This window comes from Sphingomonas endophytica (assembly GCF_014199415.1).
In the GTDB taxonomy this organism is placed as follows: domain Bacteria; phylum Pseudomonadota; class Alphaproteobacteria; order Sphingomonadales; family Sphingomonadaceae; genus Sphingomonas; species Sphingomonas endophytica.
The window spans coordinates 1-16,376 of record NZ_JACIJN010000014.1; the positions used below are offsets into that span (position 1 = coordinate 1).

General features: G+C 64.7%; 19 protein-coding genes and 1 pseudogene. 5 read left to right on the forward strand and 15 right to left on the reverse strand.

Annotated elements, in window-relative coordinates; all coding sequences use genetic code 11:
• Positions 1-506: 506 nt before the first annotated feature.
• Both FHS97_RS17295 and FHS97_RS17300 read left to right on the forward strand, forming a co-directional pair.
• Positions 507-878, forward strand: coding sequence for a ParA family protein (locus FHS97_RS17295; RefSeq protein ID WP_221233364.1), 372 nt, complete (start codon positions 507-509; stop codon positions 876-878).
• A gap of 153 nt (positions 879-1,031) precedes the next feature.
• Positions 1,032-1,565 (forward strand): hypothetical protein, encoded by a 534-nt coding sequence (locus FHS97_RS17300; RefSeq protein WP_221233365.1) that lies wholly within the window; start codon positions 1,032-1,034, stop codon positions 1,563-1,565.
• A 63-nt stretch (positions 1,566-1,628) separates the two neighbouring features.
• Here the strand turns inward: FHS97_RS17300 and FHS97_RS16360 are convergent, their stop codons facing one another.
• The 10 genes and pseudogenes from FHS97_RS16360 to FHS97_RS16400 form a co-directional block, all read right to left on the reverse strand.
• Positions 1,629-1,916, reverse strand: a complete 288-nt coding sequence (locus FHS97_RS16360) for a ribbon-helix-helix domain-containing protein (protein WP_221233366.1) — start codon at positions 1,914-1,916, stop codon at positions 1,629-1,631.
• Positions 1,916-2,551: a nucleotide-binding protein gene (locus FHS97_RS16365; RefSeq protein ID WP_184040597.1), complete on the reverse strand. Its 636-nt coding sequence runs from the start codon at positions 2,549-2,551 to the stop codon at positions 1,916-1,918. Before FHS97_RS16365 ends, FHS97_RS16360 begins: the two co-directional genes overlap by 1 nt.
• Positions 2,552-2,617: 66 nt before the next feature.
• Positions 2,618-2,901 (reverse strand): annotated as a pseudogene (locus tag FHS97_RS17580) (transcription elongation protein SprT); the annotation flags it as partial.
• Positions 2,898-3,953 carry a BsuBI/PstI family type II restriction endonuclease gene (locus FHS97_RS16370; protein ID WP_184040599.1) on the reverse strand — a complete coding sequence of 352 codons (1,056 nt, stop codon included), beginning with the start codon at positions 3,951-3,953 and terminating at the stop codon, positions 2,898-2,900. The gene FHS97_RS16370 and the pseudogene FHS97_RS17580, both read right to left, overlap by 4 nt.
• Positions 3,950-5,722, reverse strand: coding sequence for an HsdM family class I SAM-dependent methyltransferase (locus FHS97_RS16375; protein WP_184040602.1), 1,773 nt, complete (start codon positions 5,720-5,722; stop codon positions 3,950-3,952). Before FHS97_RS16375 ends, FHS97_RS16370 begins: the two co-directional genes overlap by 4 nt.
• Positions 5,719-6,294, reverse strand: coding sequence for a recombinase family protein (locus FHS97_RS16380; protein ID WP_184040606.1), 576 nt, complete (start codon positions 6,292-6,294; stop codon positions 5,719-5,721). Before FHS97_RS16380 ends, FHS97_RS16375 begins: the two co-directional genes overlap by 4 nt.
• 134 nt (positions 6,295-6,428) lie before the next feature.
• Positions 6,429-6,911: a c-type cytochrome gene (locus tag FHS97_RS16385; RefSeq protein ID WP_058734567.1), complete on the reverse strand. Its 483-nt coding sequence runs from the start codon at positions 6,909-6,911 to the stop codon at positions 6,429-6,431.
• Between the two features lie 12 nt (positions 6,912-6,923).
• Positions 6,924-8,159, reverse strand: coding sequence for a molybdopterin-dependent oxidoreductase (locus FHS97_RS16390; protein WP_058734566.1), 1,236 nt, complete (start codon positions 8,157-8,159; stop codon positions 6,924-6,926).
• Between the two features lie 89 nt (positions 8,160-8,248).
• Positions 8,249-9,400 carry a TDT family transporter gene (locus FHS97_RS16395; RefSeq protein WP_093008091.1) on the reverse strand — a complete coding sequence of 384 codons (1,152 nt, stop codon included), beginning with the start codon at positions 9,398-9,400 and terminating at the stop codon, positions 8,249-8,251.
• Positions 9,397-10,269 (reverse strand): LysR family transcriptional regulator, encoded by an 873-nt coding sequence (locus FHS97_RS16400; RefSeq protein ID WP_058733710.1) that lies wholly within the window; start codon positions 10,267-10,269, stop codon positions 9,397-9,399. Before FHS97_RS16400 ends, FHS97_RS16395 begins: the two co-directional genes overlap by 4 nt.
• Before the next feature lie 146 nt (positions 10,270-10,415).
• Between FHS97_RS16400 and FHS97_RS16405 the strand changes: the two genes are divergently transcribed.
• Together FHS97_RS16405 and FHS97_RS16410 are read left to right on the forward strand one after the other, a co-directional pair.
• The gene (locus FHS97_RS16405; RefSeq protein ID WP_184040609.1) at positions 10,416-11,483 is read left to right on the forward strand and encodes a molybdopterin-dependent oxidoreductase; all 1,068 of its coding nucleotides are present in this window, start codon (positions 10,416-10,418) and stop codon (positions 11,481-11,483) included.
• Complete coding sequence (locus tag FHS97_RS16410) at positions 11,480-11,992, forward strand: MgtC/SapB family protein (protein WP_058733712.1); 513 nt, start codon at positions 11,480-11,482, stop codon at positions 11,990-11,992. The genes FHS97_RS16405 and FHS97_RS16410 overlap by 4 nt, the downstream gene beginning before the upstream one ends.
• 51 nt (positions 11,993-12,043) lie before the next feature.
• Here the strand turns inward: FHS97_RS16410 and FHS97_RS16415 are convergent, their stop codons facing one another.
• From FHS97_RS16415 to FHS97_RS16430, 4 genes are read right to left on the reverse strand one after another with little or no spacing between them, the layout of a single operon-like run.
• Entirely contained in the window at positions 12,044-12,814 is a 771-nt protein-coding gene (locus FHS97_RS16415; protein WP_184040612.1) for an anti-sigma factor family protein, read from the reverse strand.
• Complete coding sequence (locus tag FHS97_RS16420; RefSeq protein WP_058733714.1) at positions 12,811-13,320, reverse strand: RNA polymerase sigma factor; 510 nt, start codon at positions 13,318-13,320, stop codon at positions 12,811-12,813. Before FHS97_RS16420 ends, FHS97_RS16415 begins: the two co-directional genes overlap by 4 nt.
• A 1-nt stretch (position 13,321) precedes the next feature.
• Positions 13,322-14,725 (reverse strand): YncE family protein, encoded by a 1,404-nt coding sequence (locus tag FHS97_RS16425; protein WP_246346734.1) that lies wholly within the window; start codon positions 14,723-14,725, stop codon positions 13,322-13,324.
• A gap of 37 nt (positions 14,726-14,762) precedes the next feature.
• Positions 14,763-15,176 (reverse strand): DUF305 domain-containing protein, encoded by a 414-nt coding sequence (locus FHS97_RS16430; RefSeq protein WP_484592885.1) that lies wholly within the window; start codon positions 15,174-15,176, stop codon positions 14,763-14,765.
• A 184-nt stretch (positions 15,177-15,360) separates the two neighbouring features.
• On the opposite strand from FHS97_RS16430, the gene FHS97_RS16435 reads away from it, so the two are divergent.
• On the forward strand, positions 15,361-15,918 hold the full coding sequence (locus FHS97_RS16435) for a recombinase family protein (RefSeq protein ID WP_150426770.1): 558 nt from the start codon (positions 15,361-15,363) through the stop codon (positions 15,916-15,918).
• 50 nt (positions 15,919-15,968) lie between these two features.
• Here FHS97_RS16435 and FHS97_RS16440 read toward each other — a convergent pair whose 3' ends face one another.
• Positions 15,969-16,373, reverse strand: coding sequence for a MerR family transcriptional regulator (locus FHS97_RS16440; RefSeq protein ID WP_184040615.1), 405 nt, complete (start codon positions 16,371-16,373; stop codon positions 15,969-15,971).
• Positions 16,374-16,376: the final 3 nt, after the last annotated feature.

Below are 16,376 nucleotides of genomic sequence, written 5' to 3' on the forward strand. Positions count from 1 at the left end.
TACGCCAGCCGCGCAAAGGTGAGGCGCTACCCCAAAACTCACTTTTAGGCCAAGGCCGTGTCAGTATAGCCGTATACGGCTATACTGACACGGCCTTGGCCCACTTGGCATCGACACTGCGCTACCGCTCATCCTCCATCTCGTTTTTGAAGGCGTGCGATCTAGGCTCGGCGGCTTTCGTTGCGCGCCTTCCGCACCTCCCACATCCGTTCCGCATCGGCCCAGCGTTCGTAGTGCAGTTGGAAGACGGCAATCAGGTGCTTTCTGACAGGCCGCTACGTGCTAATTCCATGTAGGTGGTAGCTGTGAGCCAACACGCCTCCAGCGCCGTCGCTTGTCCTAATTTCACGTGAGTTTGCCGGTCGAGAGCAAGCCGATCGCCTATCATGTGGCAAGCTCGCCCTCATAAATTATTACGAGTAAATGGATGCCCTATGCCATGGGTGAGCCGTGGTGGTGGCGCTATTTCGTCGCCTGTGATTCCTAGATTGACGGGTAGAGACGATATGGCAGTTTATGCGGTTTGGAATAACAAGGGCGGTGTTGGAAAAAGCTACCTGACATTCCAGGTCGCGTCTGAATATGCCCGAACGCATCCTAATCAGCGAGTTCTTGTCCTCGACCTCTGTCCACAGGCTAATTCGTCCAGTATGATTTTGGGCGGGATTGAAGCGGGTGAAGCTGCTATTGAACAGCTTTCGGGGATGACGCCTCCCCGGACGATTGCGGGTTACATCAATGATCGCATTGTCAGTCCGTATGTCGACACGCACAGCGGAGCCAGTTATCTTACGCAAGCTCGGACCATTAATAACGCCGTTCCCGCCAATCTCTACCTTATTTGCGGTGACGAGGAATTGGAAATGCAAGCGTCGTGAATTCAACTTGCTTGTACGGCTGGTCCGCCCAACGCATGGCAGATTGTCCATACTTGGATACGAAACCTCATTGATGACGTTCGGAACTCGTGGAATCAACAAGATATAACGGTTTTTATTGACTGTAACCCAAGCTTCACGGTCTATACCGAGTTGGCGATTTCCGCCGCCGATCGGCTAATTATTCCTTTCTCGGCGGATGGCTCTTCAAAGCGAGCGGTTCGCTCGGTTTTATCGCTTGTATATGGTGTGGTCCGCCGCCCGGGGCAGATCCAATCTCAATACTACCGGAACACGCAACAGTTTCTTATGAGGCTTCCTCAGATATATAGCTACGTGGGTAACAGGCTCACGCAAATGAATAGCAGTTCGGCCACAGCATTTAGGACGGTCGTTCTTGAGATCTTTGCCGAGGTATTCAGGGTTTATCAGTCAAACCCTGGATTGTTTGCTATACACCCCGGGGGCAGCCCCGCTCCTATAAATAGGGCTACTTTTCGTGCAATGTTCGAAGAGCAGATCAATGATGCAAATACCGCATCGGTGGTTTCTGGTGCGAAAGGTATTCCGATTTGTTTCCTAACCTCGGGAACTAAGCAATTTTCAGGACGAACAGTTCAAGTGAATCAGTCGCAGCTAGATAAACAACAGCCAAACATTCGAGACTTTGTCGCCAGAATTGAATGATTCCGTTGGGCACCCGTCCTTTCGCGGCCTTCGCACTTTCCCTACTAGTATAACTGTATACGCCTATACCCGCCTACTTGCCCGGCTGCGTCCCTTCTTCACAAACAGGTCGTCCAGCGCCTCGCCCAGCAGGCTCTGCACAGTCGTCCCCTCCTCAGCCGCTAGGATGCGGAGCTGCGTGCTGACCTCCGGCGCGAAATGCCCACCGATCAGCTTGGTCCCTTGTCGTCCCGCCTGCGCGGGTTTGGCGGGGGTTGGCGTTGCCGCGACGGACGGGGCGGGCGTTGCCGGCGCGTCGCCGCCAGCCTTGGCCCGATCAAGCATCGCCTGAAGTGTATTGCCCTTCGCCATCATACCGCCTCCACTTCATCGTATAGGCGTATAGCCGTATACTCGTATAGACGCTTGATTTCCGCTGCGGCGGGGCCGTTAGGCTCGAACTCCTGCACTGCCTGGCCCGCAGCCTGAGCGCGGAAGAACGCCTTGCGGTTGCCGATCGTCACCGGACAAACCGCCGCGCCCAGCTCCTCTACCGCCTTCATCGCGTCGCCCGTCTCCTGTCCCTGCGGGGGGACGAATGTCAGCACGACGGCGAAGGCGCGATCGAGCTGCCGCACCACGTCGAGTGTGTGAGTCATGCTCATGGTGTCGAACACCGCCGTCTTCGTCGGTACGAGGATAAAGTCGGCGTGCCGCGCAGCCTCATAGGCAACATCGCGCGCAACGGCAGCGCCGTCGATCACCACAAGGTCTGTGCCGGCGTCGGCACACGCCTTGAGCATCGCCGCGAGCCGCACCGGCTGGATCGAAGCGACGGCCGGCGTATCGAGCTGGCGCACGTCTTTCCAGAACGATGCTGTCGCCTGCGGGTCCAGATCGATGATCGCGGCTTCCTTGCCCGCCTGCTCAGCCGCTACGGCGAGGCACGTCGCCAACGTCGTTTTTCCAACGCCGCCTTTCTGGGACAGGATGGCTAGAACCTTCATGCTGCACTCCTGCGGTATAGAATTATACTTGTATACTTATATACGACGTGGATGGGAAGGGAAGCGTTACGGCTTCGGATCATCGCCGTCAGTGTTGAGCGGATCATGATGCATCGGCCCGTGCCCCCAACCGGGCATAGCGGTGCGCCGGCCGTCTCGAGCCACTTGCGCGCGGTCCTGACGGTATAGCCACATGTCCCGCACTCGCATTTGAGCAACCGCGTCGCCTGCTTCTTCGGGCGCGTCGTCTCGCCGCCGGTATCGAGCCGGGCATGGGGAAGGGGGCCTGCAGCCGCGAGGATGGGCGCAACTGCGGAGAGGAAAGCATCGCCCGGCGTCGTGGCGGTCAGCCGCCAAGCGAGCGCGGGGCATCGCTGAATATTAGCAGCCGCTCTGGCTCGGCAGCAAACCAAGCGTAGCTGCCCCAAGCGAGGCTATCGACCGTCTTCTTGAATGGCCCAGCGCTGCGATCGAGAAACGCCGTCACGAATGCAACATGCTCGGCGGGGAAGCCCGTCTCGGCGACCAACGCCTCCAGCGCCTCCTTTCGACGTTCACTGATCGGGCCATCGGTCGCGACCACCTCTACGAACACCAGCAACGGATGCGTCGGCCCAAGGTCGACGAGGATCGTGTCGGGCAGGTTCCGGTCGGCTTGAATCGCGAGGCCGATCGACCGCGCCAGCTCGTCGTCGCGCGCGACCACCTTGTTGCCGCTCTCGCTGAGGAACAGGACGGCGGGATCGGTGAGGAAGGTGGGGGCGAACACCTCGACCACCGCCTTGGTGATCGCCGAACTGGGGCCGGGCTTCATCCGGCGCGTCTCGCCGTTCGGGAAGGTGACCAGTACCTGATCGGCGCTGACGCCGGCACCGCGGCGAACGATCGCCAGTCGGGCGAGCGCACCCTTGTTCAATGCCTCGGCCTGCCACGCCGCGATCCGGACCCGCAGCGCTTCGTCGGCGAGGTCCGGGTCGAACAAAGCGGCGAAGCCCGCCTTCAGCGCATAGCGCGGCTTGCTCGACGTAGTGGCAAGGTCGGTGCGCTCGGTCACTGCGCCGATCGCCACCAGTCCCTCGCGCAGCGTCTCATCACGGATCGGCTCGCGGGTGTTGTCCTGATACCAGCGTCGGCCCTCGACTTGGCTCCCGGTGCGCAGAACGCCGGTCGCATAGCTGGCCCGGTCGGCAGCATCAGTACGCGCCGCCCGTTCGTCGGTCATGCGATAGACGTGCTTGGGACCGAGATACGTCCCGCTGCCCTCAACCGCGTCGATATAGAGGGCGACGAACACTGTGCTCGCCGCCAGCATCCGGGTCAGATAGGCGCGATTGGGCGCTCCATCGGGGAAGATCTCCTGCAGCCGGACATGGACCTGTTCACGGGTTAGCAGCGGCGTCATGGGACGACCTGCCCATAGAGGCGCGCCAGTTCGTCCTCGATGGCGGCACCGCGGCGGACCAGCGCCTCCACCGTTTTCATCGCGGCGGGTGAGGGCAGGGGCAGCGCCTCCATCTCGAACGCCGATACCGCGACGCTACCGTTGATGCAGCGGAAGAGCTGATCGACGACCGCGCTGTTCAGCACCGCCGCGACCGTCGCCGGCGATACCGCGGGCCGCGCGGAGGGCCTGACCATGTTCAGGTGGTTCTCGACCACAACGCCGCCATGCTGCACGATGAAGTCCGCCGGCAGCTCGGCCGCGATCAGGCGACGCGCCTGCTCCTTCGCGGTGGTGCGCTGGACGAGGACGCATGCCTCCTCGACAAGCAGCCAGGCATCGCCCCGCTCGACCTTGAAATAAGGCGCGTGATTGCGCTTCTCGGCCCGGAACGCGAAGCGACCATCCGCCGACACCGCCTCCGCCCAGATCAGCGGATGTGCGCCGCGTGCGGGGCGGAGCCGCATCTGGTCCTTGTAGCGGTTCCACACCAGCGGTCCCGTCGAGACACGGTAACCCCAGTCGGCAAGCCGCGCTGGCATCGTCTCGGCCTTGGCGATCAAAGCGCTGTGCCGTGGCTCGCGCGGTGCGAGCCACGGTTGCGACGCCGGGGAGGGCAGGCCGATCGTACCGTTGCGGATGACGCGGGCCTCGCGCTCGTTCGCGACCTCGACATAATGGATCTGAGCGCGGCCAGGCTTTGCGCCGCGCTTGTAAGCCGCCAGCAACGTCTCCTGCAGCACGTCCTCGAACACGCCGCGCCGGGCATGGACGAAATCGATCGCGACGGGCGGCGCCTCCTTGGCGATCAGCTCACGCAGCGCGGAATAGTAACTGCCCGACAGGAAACTGGTCGGCGTCAGATAGGCGATGGTCCCGCCCTTCTTCGTCCAGCGCACGGCGATATCCGTGAACACGCCGTAGAGATTGGCGTGGCCGTAAAGGCTGCGTGCGAACCGCTGGCGCTGTTCGGGCGTGAGAGTGACACGGCCATAAGGCGGATTGCCGATCACCAGGTCGAAGCGGGCCACCGGCGCTTCCTCCAGCGTGTCGGCGACGCGCACGACGATCGGGGCTGCACGGCCTGCAGCGGCAGTCACATCCGCCAGCAGCAGTTCGATCGCATTCTGCCCGAAGCCCGCGGCATAGGGATCCAGCTCCAGCCCGGTCAGGCGGGTGCCGATCTGCCGCAGTACGATCGCCGGCTCGGCCGCGGGAAGCGCAGCGATCATCCGTTCGGCTGCAGGCAACAGGAACGCGCCTCCGCCGCTCGCCGGATCGAGCACGCGCGCACGGGTCCAGTCGATCCCCTGTTCCTCGGCCATGTCGAGCAACCGGTTCGCCAGCGCCGGCGGGGTGTAGAACGCCCCCATCGCCCCGCGCTCCCGTGCCGCGAGCAGGGTCGTGTAGAGGCCGGTCAGGAAATAAACCGCCTCGGCGATCGGCAACGGCGCGGCCTCACGCCCCACCACTGCAGCCAGCTCGGCGACCGCGCGATCGAGCCGGCCATAGGGTGCGGCGAATGGTGGACTGAGGATCGCATGGGGTCGGGCCTCGGCGCGATAGGTGTCGATCGCATCGCGAGTGAACAGCGCGGCCATGTCCCGGCGTCGCGGTTCGGGCAGCGTCTCTGCCCATGCCCGAGCGAGCTGGCGGGCACGGGCCAGCTCGTAGCGTTGCGCATCGAGGTCTGCAGGCAAGTCGCGGAGCAGGGCAGGGGCAAGGCTCATGCCACGGCCGATCGGTTACGATGGTCGCGAAGCACCCGCTGCACGGTGGAGCGAGAGACGCGGAACAGGCTGGCAAGCTGCGCCGGTGATCCTTGGCCGGATTCCGCTTTGGCGACGATCTCGGCGCGCTGCTGCCGAGTGAGGCTTGGTCGGCGACCCAGCAGACGCCCAGCTTGGCGCGCGTGCGCGAGCCCACTCATGGTGCGCTCGCGGATCATGGCGCGCTCGAACTCGGCGAAGGCGCCAAGCGTCTGTGTCATCAATCGTCCCGCCGGCGTCGTCGTATCCACGGCCTCGGTCAGCGAGCGGAATCCGGCACCGGCCGCCGCGACTTCCTCCAGCGTGAACAGAAGGTCACGCAGAGAGCGCGACAAGCAATCGAGCTTCCACACCACCAGCACGTCACCCGGCTGCAGGCTCCTGATCGCGCGCGCCAACTCGGGCCGATCGGTCTGTCCGCCTGAGGCTTCCTCGCGAAGGATCGGATCGCACCCCGCTGCAGCAAGCGCGGCGACTTGGGCATCGAGGTCTTGGTGATCGCCGCGAGACACCCGCGCATAGCCGATTTGCATACCGGCCTTCTGACACGGGATTCTGACACCTGTAAACCCGCGGAAATGCGTGTGTCAGTCGGTGGTGTCAGAACCGGACGGCTCCGACACCGTCCCGATTGGGATGGTATTTCGGGATTATGGAAGTAGATCGGTTAGCCGGTTCCACCTGAGACATCAGGAGCCACTTTGGGGTCTGGGTCCTGCGCCTTGCCGGTCGCGGGTGCCACCTTCTGGCTCGGCATAGCGGTGAGATAAGCAACGATCGCATCAACGTCCTTCTCGGCCACCGGCGCCTTGTACACCTCACGCATCTTGGTGACGGTCGCCTTCCACTGGTCCGCCGATAGCGCAGGCTGGGTCAGCGCCATGCTGGCCGAGTGGCACGAGGTGCAGTTGGCGTTGATAACGTCGGCGTGCGGGCCGTCGGGATAGGTCGCGTCGTCGACCGGCAGGTCAACGCTAGTTGAGGCAAGCGAAAAGCCGCGCGCCGACACGCTGGCGGGCGGCGCCGGCTCGGACGTCTCGGATATCGGAACGGGCGCCTTGCGGCTGCTCGGCGCGCCGATCGAGACGAGGATGATGCCGGTCAGGCCGATCAGGCCAGCGGCCAGCACGCCGGGGGAGAGGGTCTTCATGCTACTCGCTCCTCAAGCCGCGATGATGGTGGTGGTCTCAATGTTGCCGCGCATGAACCCGCCCGGGTTCCAGATCGGCTTCATCGGCTGGGCGACGCCGTTGGTATTCCAGCAGCGCACCATGATGGGGTTGGGCCCGCGTCGCAGCGGCACGCGACCATCCCAGCGCCGGAAGCTGTACCTGCCCTCGTCCGCGCCGAGCGTCGTCCTGTACCAGGTGCGGCCACCGTCCGACGACACATCGACCTTGGCGACGCCGCAATCGCCGCCCATCGCGATCCCGCCGACCGGGATCGACGCTTCATAGGCGATGGCCTGACCATCGGGCAGGCTCGTCATCCAGCTGCGCGGGATCATCCGGTTGATGGGGACAGTCGGGAAGTCCTTGGCACCGGGCGCGACATTCGCGCCGGGTGTCGCGGGGATCTTGTAGGCCTTGGCCATCCAATACTGGTCGTCAGGGCCGGGCAGTACCTCGATCGCGTTCAGCATCTTGACCCAGTAGGTCGAATACCAGCCCGGCACGATCAGCCGGCAGGGAAAGCCGTTGAGGAGCGGCAGTTGCTCGCCGTTCATGCCGAAGGCGATCATCACCTCGCCGTCGCGGGCATGGTCGATGTCGAGTGCCTTCTCGAAGTCAGGGGCGCCCGCCACGACCGGCTGATCGAGCGCGCCGAAGCGCACCTGTACCGCGCCTGCCTTGACCCCCGCGAGGTCGAGCACGTCGCGTAGCCGCACACCGAGCCATTTGGCGTTGCCCATCGCGCCGTTGCCCCATTGGGCACCGGCGACCCGCGGCTGGAATAGCCCGCGACTGTTGCCCGAGCACTGATTGACCGCCGCCATTTCGACCCGTGGAAGGCGCAGCAGCTGAGCGAGGCTGATCGACAGCGGCCGGTTGACGTGGCCGAAGACGTTGAGGCGGAAAGTCTCGACATCGATCGAGGTCGGGATGTCGGCCCAGTGCCAGCGGACGAAGAACTGGTCGTTGGGCGTGAACACCGACTTGTCGAACACGTCCATCGGCGTTTCCAGCAAAGGCGGATGGACACGCTGGAGGATCATGCTGCCCTTGCCGGGAAAGGCGCTGGTCATCGGCCGTTCGGCATTGCCGCCAGGCAGCTTCAGGTCGACGAGCTGCTGTGCCAGCGCAGGTGCTGCGGCAAGGCCGGCGCTGCCGAGCGCGGCATGCCTAAGAAAGCGGCGACGGCTGGTCTCACTCGCCAGCCCGGCGTCGAAATTGTCCATGACAAGGCTCTCCTGTGGCCAGCCACGCTGGCGGATCGAAGGGGCGTTCTGCAAGTGATCGAACCGACTGATCCGATCACCACGGCGGATCAGTTCGGGGTGGCGATGCAGGGCGAGACGAACAGGTTGCCCCGCCATGCGCCAGCCAGCGTCTTGGCACCGACCAGCAGCCACATCGCCGCAAGCGCGACTGTCAGCACCGTGCCAGCTATGCCGAAGAAGCCGAGGTTCAGCGTCGTGCCGAGGCGGAAGGTGGCGACGGTGTAGACGCCGAGCGGAAAGGTATAGCCCCACCAGCCCAGGTTGAACGGCACACCAGCGCGCCAGTAGCGGATGGTGATAAGCGTCGCGAGCGCCAGCCACCACAGGCCGAAACCCCACAGGCAGAGTCCGGCGACAACGCCGATCCCTTGAGCGACGCTACCGACATCGGCCAACCCGTGCGCCGCGAGGATCGCCGGCGCATCTGCCCCGAGCACCAGCATGCCCAGAGCACCCGTGCCGATCGGCCCCAGCGCCAGCCAGGAGGATGCCGCCATGCTTTCATGCGGCAACTTATGGAGTGCCATGCGCAGGATGAGGATGGCGAGGATGCCAAACGCGACCGGCACCGAATAGGCCCACAGCACATAGGAGGTCGCAAGCGTGACTAGCTGCGCGTGGGGATCGGCCAGATGCGGCGCGAGCAGCCCGCCGCTGGCACCCGCCACTTCGGCAGCGACGACCGGCAGCAGCCATACCGCGGTCATGCCGTCCAGGCTATGCTCGTGGCGGGTGAACATCAGGTACGGGATCAGCACGCCGCAGGCGAGCGACATGGCGACGTCGATCCACCACAAGACCTGCGCGACCGGTACGATGCCATTCCCGAACCGCGCGATGCCGAAGGCGAGGCAGCCGTTGATGATTGTCGCCAGCCCCATCGGGATGGTCCCGATGAACATTGACACGGTGTTGTGCCCGAAGATGCGCCGCGCCTCATGCCCGAACATCACCCAGCGCGCGCCATAGAGGCCGGCGAACAGCGCGAAGAGTGCGATGTTGAAGAACCACAACACCTCGCCGAATGGCTTCAGCGAGGGTCCAATGCCGGGTACCTGCGGCAGTGCGAGCGCGAGGATGCCCGTGCCCATCGTCGCGGCGAACCAGTTGGGCGTGAACTGGCGGATCATCTCGCGGGGGTGATCGAGCCGGCTGAGCGGCTTGAGGCCGCTCAGAACGGAGTGCGTGTCGGCAGTCATGCGACCTGCTCCTTGATGAGGTCCGTCAGCGCGTCGGCCGCGCGGGTGCGATAGCGTTCCTTGTGGCGCAGCGCGTGAAAGGCGCGGTCGGGCAGCCCGAGCGGCAGCTCGACAAGGTCACCGGCCTTGAGCGCACGAGCTACGACCAATCGCGACAAGACGGCAACGCCGGCACCGGCCTCGACCGCGGTACGCACCGCCTCGTTGGACGGCAGCGTCATCGCTATCGTCAGCTGGGCCGGATCAAACCCGCGCGTTCGCAGCACGTCCTCGAAGGTCGAGCGCGTACCGGATCCCAGCTCACGGACGATCCAGCGTTCAGTGCGCAGCCAGGCCTCGTCGACACGTTCGGCGTCCTCGCGGCCGACCAGCACCATCGGATCACGCCCGACAGTCCAGTGGGCGAGTGCCGGTTCGTCCACCTCGCCCTCGACAAAGCCGAGTTCCGCCGCGCCGCTCAGGACCTGCGCTGCCGCACCTTCGGTGTTGTCGATCGCGAGCTCAACCGCGATCTGCGGGTGGCGTTCGTGGAAGGCGGCGAGCTTTGCCGGCAACCAGTAGCTCGCGATCGTCTGGCTGGCGACGATCCGCAATGAACCACGGGCAAGCCCGGCATAGTCCGCCAGCATCGTCTCGGCATGCGCTGCCCGCCCCAGCACCGCGCGCGCTTCCTCCAGAAAGCCGCGGCCTGCTTCGGTCAGCTGGATGCCACGCCCGACGCGGTGAAACAGAGGAACCCCGTAGCGCGCTTCGAGGGCAGCAATCGCGCCGGAGGCAGCAGACTGCGTGACGTTCAGCACCTCCGCTGCCTTGGTGACGTGTTCGCGCTCCGCGACACCGACGAATATTCTGAGCTGCTCCAGGGTCATGCAGCTTATATCGCGCAATCTGATCGATACGACCAACCGTTTGATCTGCTCATTCCAATCTGGATATCAGAACGATCGGCAGCCTTTCGTCTGTGATGGTCTTGAAGACTTGAAGCGATCCGCGCGCTTGCGGCGTTTGTTCGTCCATGACCGATATGATCGAGCGCAAATCCGATCCCTACAACGCCGAGCCGACGCCCAGTGCGTTGATCGAGCGGTTCCTGACGCCGCAGGCGCTGTTCTACGTGCGCAGCCACGGGCCAGTGCCGGATCTGCCCGCCAATCATCGGATCGAGGTGAGCGGGACGGGCATGGCGAGCCGCTCTTTCTCGGTAGAGGAACTGAAAGCTACGTTCCCCACGCGGACGGTGACGGCAGTTCTCCAGTGCGCCGGCAACCGGCGCACTGACCTCCAGCAGGTCGGAAAAACGTCGGGTGATCCTTGGGATGTCGGCGCGATCGGCAATGCAGAGTGGACCGGCGTACGCCTGGCCGATGTGCTCGATGCGGTCGGCGCACCTGATTCGTCCGACCTGTTCGTGGCGTTCACCGGCGCGGACGAGGTGGACGTGGAGGGCGAGGAAGCCTTGTTCGGGGTATCGATCGCCATGAGCAAGGCGCGGCAGCCCGACGTCCTCCTCGTCTGGGCGATGAACGGCGAGCCGCTGACGCCCGAACACGGCGCACCGCTCCGCATGGTGGTGCCGGGCTATGCCGGCGTGCGCAGCGCCAAATGGCTGACACGGATCGAGGTGCGAGACATGCCTTCCGACGCACCGATCCAGGCGCACGACTACAAGCTGTTTCCCGCCGATGTGACGAGCGACACCGTCGACTGGAGCCGGGGTCTGACCATCAATGCCATGCCGCTCAACGCCGCGATCTGCGTGCCCGGCTCTGGCGAAAGCCTGCCGGCCGGGGAGGTGCGGATCGAGGGCTATGCCATCGCCTATGATCGCCGCGTCTCTCGGGTCGAAGTGTCGGTAAACGGTGGTCGCGAGTGGCAACAGGCGACGTTCGCCGATGATCCGGAGACGCACTGGGGTTGGCGGCGCTGGACCCTCGACGCCACGCTTGCCAAAGGTCGCCAGCACCTTGTCGTGCGCGCCTTCGACGGGGCTGGACAGGGACAGCCCGAACGGCCGGACACGATGTGGAACTTCGCCGGATATCTGTGCACCGCCTGGCATCACGTCCACGTGCTGGTCGAATGATCGAAGCGTCAGCGGCATCGGACATCGGCTTCTGGATCGATGCGATCGGGCGGCTGGTGGTGGCGACCGCGGCCGGGATGGTGCTCGGCTGGGAACGCTCGCGCGAGAACCGGCAGATCATGGGCTTGCGAACGCTGGGTCTGGTCGGTCTGGCGAGCTGCATCGCCGTGCAGGCGGTCGTGCATAGTGGCCTGCCAAATGTAAACGCCGACGCCGCAGGGCGGGCGATGCAGGGCATTCTGACAGGCGTCGGTTTCATCGGTGCCGGCGCGGTGCTGCGGGTCGGCCAGGGTCAGGAAGTGCATGGATTGGCGACCGCCGCGTGCATCTGGGTGACGGCCACGATCGGCGCGGCAGCGGGGTTGGCAGTGTGGCCGCTCATCATCGGCGGGGTGAGCCTTGCAATGCTCGTCCTGTTCGTCGGTGCGCCGCTGGAACGCCGCATCCGCGAGCGGGCTCGCCGGACGCCGGCCGAGGCCGACAGGAAGGACGTCGAGCGCAAGCCGTGATCCCGCTGGATCGCCCGGTGCCTGTCGGCGTCGGGAAGCGGCAAGGTGCAATCAGGACACCAGCGCCGCATCGGCCTGGCGCCGGACCTCGTCGGCGATCGGATGCAACTCGGCCGCGGGTCGCTCGCCCACCACACTATAGCCGATCCCATCAACCGCCCATGTGACCCGGCCCATGGTCCCGCTGGACGTGCTGGTCATGCTCGCGGTCTTGTCGATCTGCATAGGCCTCGTCAGCACCGCGAGTTTCGACGCTTGCGGTCCGTCGTAGAGGAGCAGTGCCGCAGGGCCGTGAGGCGTCGCGACCAATCGCCCCCCGCCATAGCGATAGCCGGCTGTGCTGAGGTCCGGGATGGTGACGCGCTCACCCAGTCGGGCGGAGGTCCACCGGATCAGCATGGCGCGCTGGTCGGGGCCGATTTCCGCCGGTCGTATCCGGTCGGCGGCATAGACACGGAAATTGTCACTCGCCTCGTTGGCCAGCGCCGCGATGCCCGCGCGGGGTTCACCGCTCCACCGCGCGCTCGACCAGCCCCCGCCAAACCCCAACGCCAGCAGAAGTGACGCGGCAATGGCGAGTTGCCAACGCGGTTGCCTTTGCCGTCCCCTGATCGCTGCCACGCGCATCGTCGCCGGAATGGGTTCGTCCGCGATCGTGGTGAACAGGGATGCGAGGGCTCGCGCCTGCTCCGCCTGCTCCCGCAAACGGGCATGCAGATCCGGCTGGCCTTTAAGGTAGGCGTCAACCAGGCGCTGCCGCTCGGGCGACAACCTGCCATCGATCCATGCGGCCAGATCGTCCTCGCCGATCGGGCCGGTCATTGCACGCTCCTCAATCGCGGCCGTTCACCCTCCCGGAGGAGTGTCGCCAGACGGTCGCGCCCCCGCGATATGCGCGACATCACCGTGCCCAGCGGCACGCCGACGACGGCAGCGACCTCCGCATAGGGCAGACCCTCGACCGATACGAGGAGCAGCACCGTTCGCTGCTCTTCAGGCAACGCATCAAGCGCGCGCAGCAGGTCGCGGTGGTGCAGGCCTGTGTCCTGATCGGCCGGACGGCCGAGCGCGGTGTCGTCCACGAGGTGGAGCGGAACCGCTGTGCCTCGCCGGCTACGCTGCCGCTGATGGTCGACCAACAGATTGTGCAGGATCGCGTAGACCCATGGGCGAACCTCCACCCCGCGCCGCTGTCGCCATCGCCCGACCGCGCGCTCGAGGCAATCCTGCACCACGTCGTCCGCCATCGCCCGATCGCGCAGCCACGACCGGGCATAGCGGCGCAGGCCGGGGATCAGGGGTTCGATCGCGGCGGCAAGAGGGTCCATTTTAGTCGCGCTGCACCTGCACGATGCGTCCAGGCGCGCCGTTCACCACCTCCGCCACCGCCAGAAAGCGGCGGGGCGTCGCGGTGCTGCCCTGAACGATCTGCCGGATCGGACCCGATGCGTTGACGATCGCCGCACCTGCCGGGTTGCTCATGAAGTTCGCAAGCGGCTCTACCGCACCACTGCCGTCCGCATTGGCGGTCAGCACGAGCATGTAAGGCTTTTTGGGCTGCAAACCGGTAACGGCACTTTGCACGACCTGAATGATGCCCTGGTCGAAGAGGGTGATGCTGCTTGCTGTACCTTTGCCGCCGATCGGCCCCATGGTCAGATGCAACGCCTTGCCGGCCGTGCCGAGCGGCTGGAGATTGTCGGTGCCGGGGCCTGTCGGAACTGCGTTCGACACATAGGCGATCGCCTGCGGTGCCTGTCCGACCGGCACGGTGGCAACGACCGTGTTGCCAGCGGTGTCGATCGCGGCGAGCTCATCGGCATTCTCCAGCCCGACGTAGATGCGCCGGCCGTCGCCCGATGGCCAGACACCGTGCGGCATCTTGCCGACCGGGATGGTGGCGACGGGCGCGAAGTCGGATGTGCGGAACACCTTCACCGCATTCTCTCCGCCGACCGTCACATAGGCGAACTGCCCCTTGGCCGTGCGGGCGAAGTTGACATGGTTGGTGATCGGCCCGGTATCCAGCACCTTCAGGATCGCGAAGGGTGGTCTCGCATCGAATGCGACCGTCTTGCCGATGTCCTTCAGCGTGAACCACACCTGCTTGCCGTCCGGCGTCGCGGCAATATTGGGACAGAACGGGCTTGGCTGTGCCACCTGTCCGACCTGCGCGTGGGTCGCGACATCGAACACGGCCAGCACCGGATTGAACGACGAACAGACATAGCCGTACCGGCCATCGGGAGAGAAGATCGTCATGCCCGGACCACCGGGCGTCTTGATGCGCCCCGTCTCCTTGTACGTCGTGGGGTCGAGCACGGCGATATAATCCTCGCCGCGGACCGTGACCCACACCTCCTTGCCGTTTGGCGTGAAGAACGCCTCGTGCGGACTGCGCCCGACATAGGTCGTGTGTTTGACCGTGTTGGTGGCGGTGTCGATCCACGACACGGCGTTCGATCCGATCGACACGACCGCCAAGGTCTTCCCGTCCGGCGAGAAGCCGAGGCCGTGGACCAGCACCTGTCCCTTGTAGAGCGGCGAAAAGTTCATCGGCTGCGGATCGCCGAGCTTGATGACGCCGAGCAGCCGGTTGTCGGCCGGGTCCGTCACCGACACCGTGTTGGAGAATTGTTCAGACGCATAGACGCGGTCGCGGTGGCTGACGGGCATGTCCTTAGCGTTCCACGGCGCCTGCTGGGCCATGGCGAGGCCCGGTGCGGCGCTCATCAGCAAGGCGGCCGAGCGCAGGATGGTCCGGATCATGTCAGTGCTCCATAGGGCTATGGTGGCCGCCGCCCTGCGTCGGGGCTGGCGTCGAAGGGGGTAGCGGCTGACCGATCGCCAGCTTCATGGCGGCGATCTCCTGCTGCTGGTCGATGATGATCTCCTGCGCGATGCGCTTGAGCTGCTCGTTATGGCCATAGCGCAGCTCCGCCACCGCCATATCGATGGCGCCCTGATGATGCGGGAGCATCATCGCCACGAAGTCGCGGTCGACGTCGCCGGACGGCTTGACCATCATGCCCGCCATCATCCGGTCCATCGCGGCAGACACTATGCTGGCGTAGCCATCGGCAGGGGAGGCCGCGGCTGCGCCTGTAAGTAGGGCCGGAGCAGTCAGACCCAGCATCCAGTTTCGTCTATGCATAAGCCTCCGGCGCATCAGTCCTGAAAGCATAGACGACGCTCGTCCGGGTTTATTCCATGGGTGAGCCGGTTATCAGCCTTCCCGATTGGGAACCTCCAACGGGACGGATCGGACCAGCATAAAAATGCGCCCGATGAACGCCGGAGCTTTCCCAAAATATGTTCCCGAAATATGAGTCCCGAAATTCGCTGTTCGAGTTGGGATAACGGGACTCATGCTGGTTGGTTATGCGCGTGTCTCGACGTCCGATCAGGACCTGACGCTGCAAACCGATGCGCTGACCAGAGCCGGGTGCGAAAAGCTGTTCACCGACAAGGTTAGCGGCGCGAAGCTGAACCGGCCCGGCCTGATCGAGGCCCTCAATTTCGTGCGGGCCGGCGACACGCTGGTCATCTGGAAGCTCGATCGGTTGGGCCGCTCGATCCAAGGCCTGATCGAACTGGCGGCCGACCTCTCGGCGCGCAAGGTCGATTTCCGGTCGCTGACGGATGGGTTCGACACGTCCACGCCATCGGGGCGGCTGCTGTTCCATATCCTTGCCTCGGTCGCGGAAATGGAGCGCGAGCTGATAAAAGAACGGACCATCGCCGGCCTAGCGGCAGCGCGTGCCAAGGGTGGCACCGGCGGGGGTCGCAAATCGGTGATGACGCCAGACATGCTCGACACTGCGCGCAAGCTGCTGGCGGCGGGCGACAGCCCCGCCAAGGTCGCCAAACTGCTGCAAGTCGGCCGCTCGACCTTCTACCGTCACTTCCCAGCCGGCGAACGATAGCCGGTGTCATAACCGGACGGTTTTGACACCTTCGTGCTATCCATGCGATATCAAAAGTCGAACGCTGTTAGGATAGGGCAGGGGCCTTCCGATCCAGTGCCGCACTCCTGCGCCAAGCGCTGAAGCGATGCACGAACACGGCTAAGTTCCTCGATCTGGGCATCCAAAGCCGCGATCCGCGCACTGGCAAGCTCACGGGCGCGAGCTCGATCATCGGTCGCGTCGAGCGCTACCAGCTCGCCGATCTGCTCCAGCGTGAAGCCCGCTGCCTGAGCCGATCTGATGAAACGCAGACGACGCACATCGTGCGCACCGTAGCGGCGAAACCCGCCGGCTGACCCGGAGCCCTCGGGCCGATCCGGCGTGTCGAGAAGTCCTCGGCGTTGATAGTAGCGGACCGTCTCGACACCGACGCCCCCCTCGCGCGCAAAACCGGCGATCGTGAGGGATACCATGCT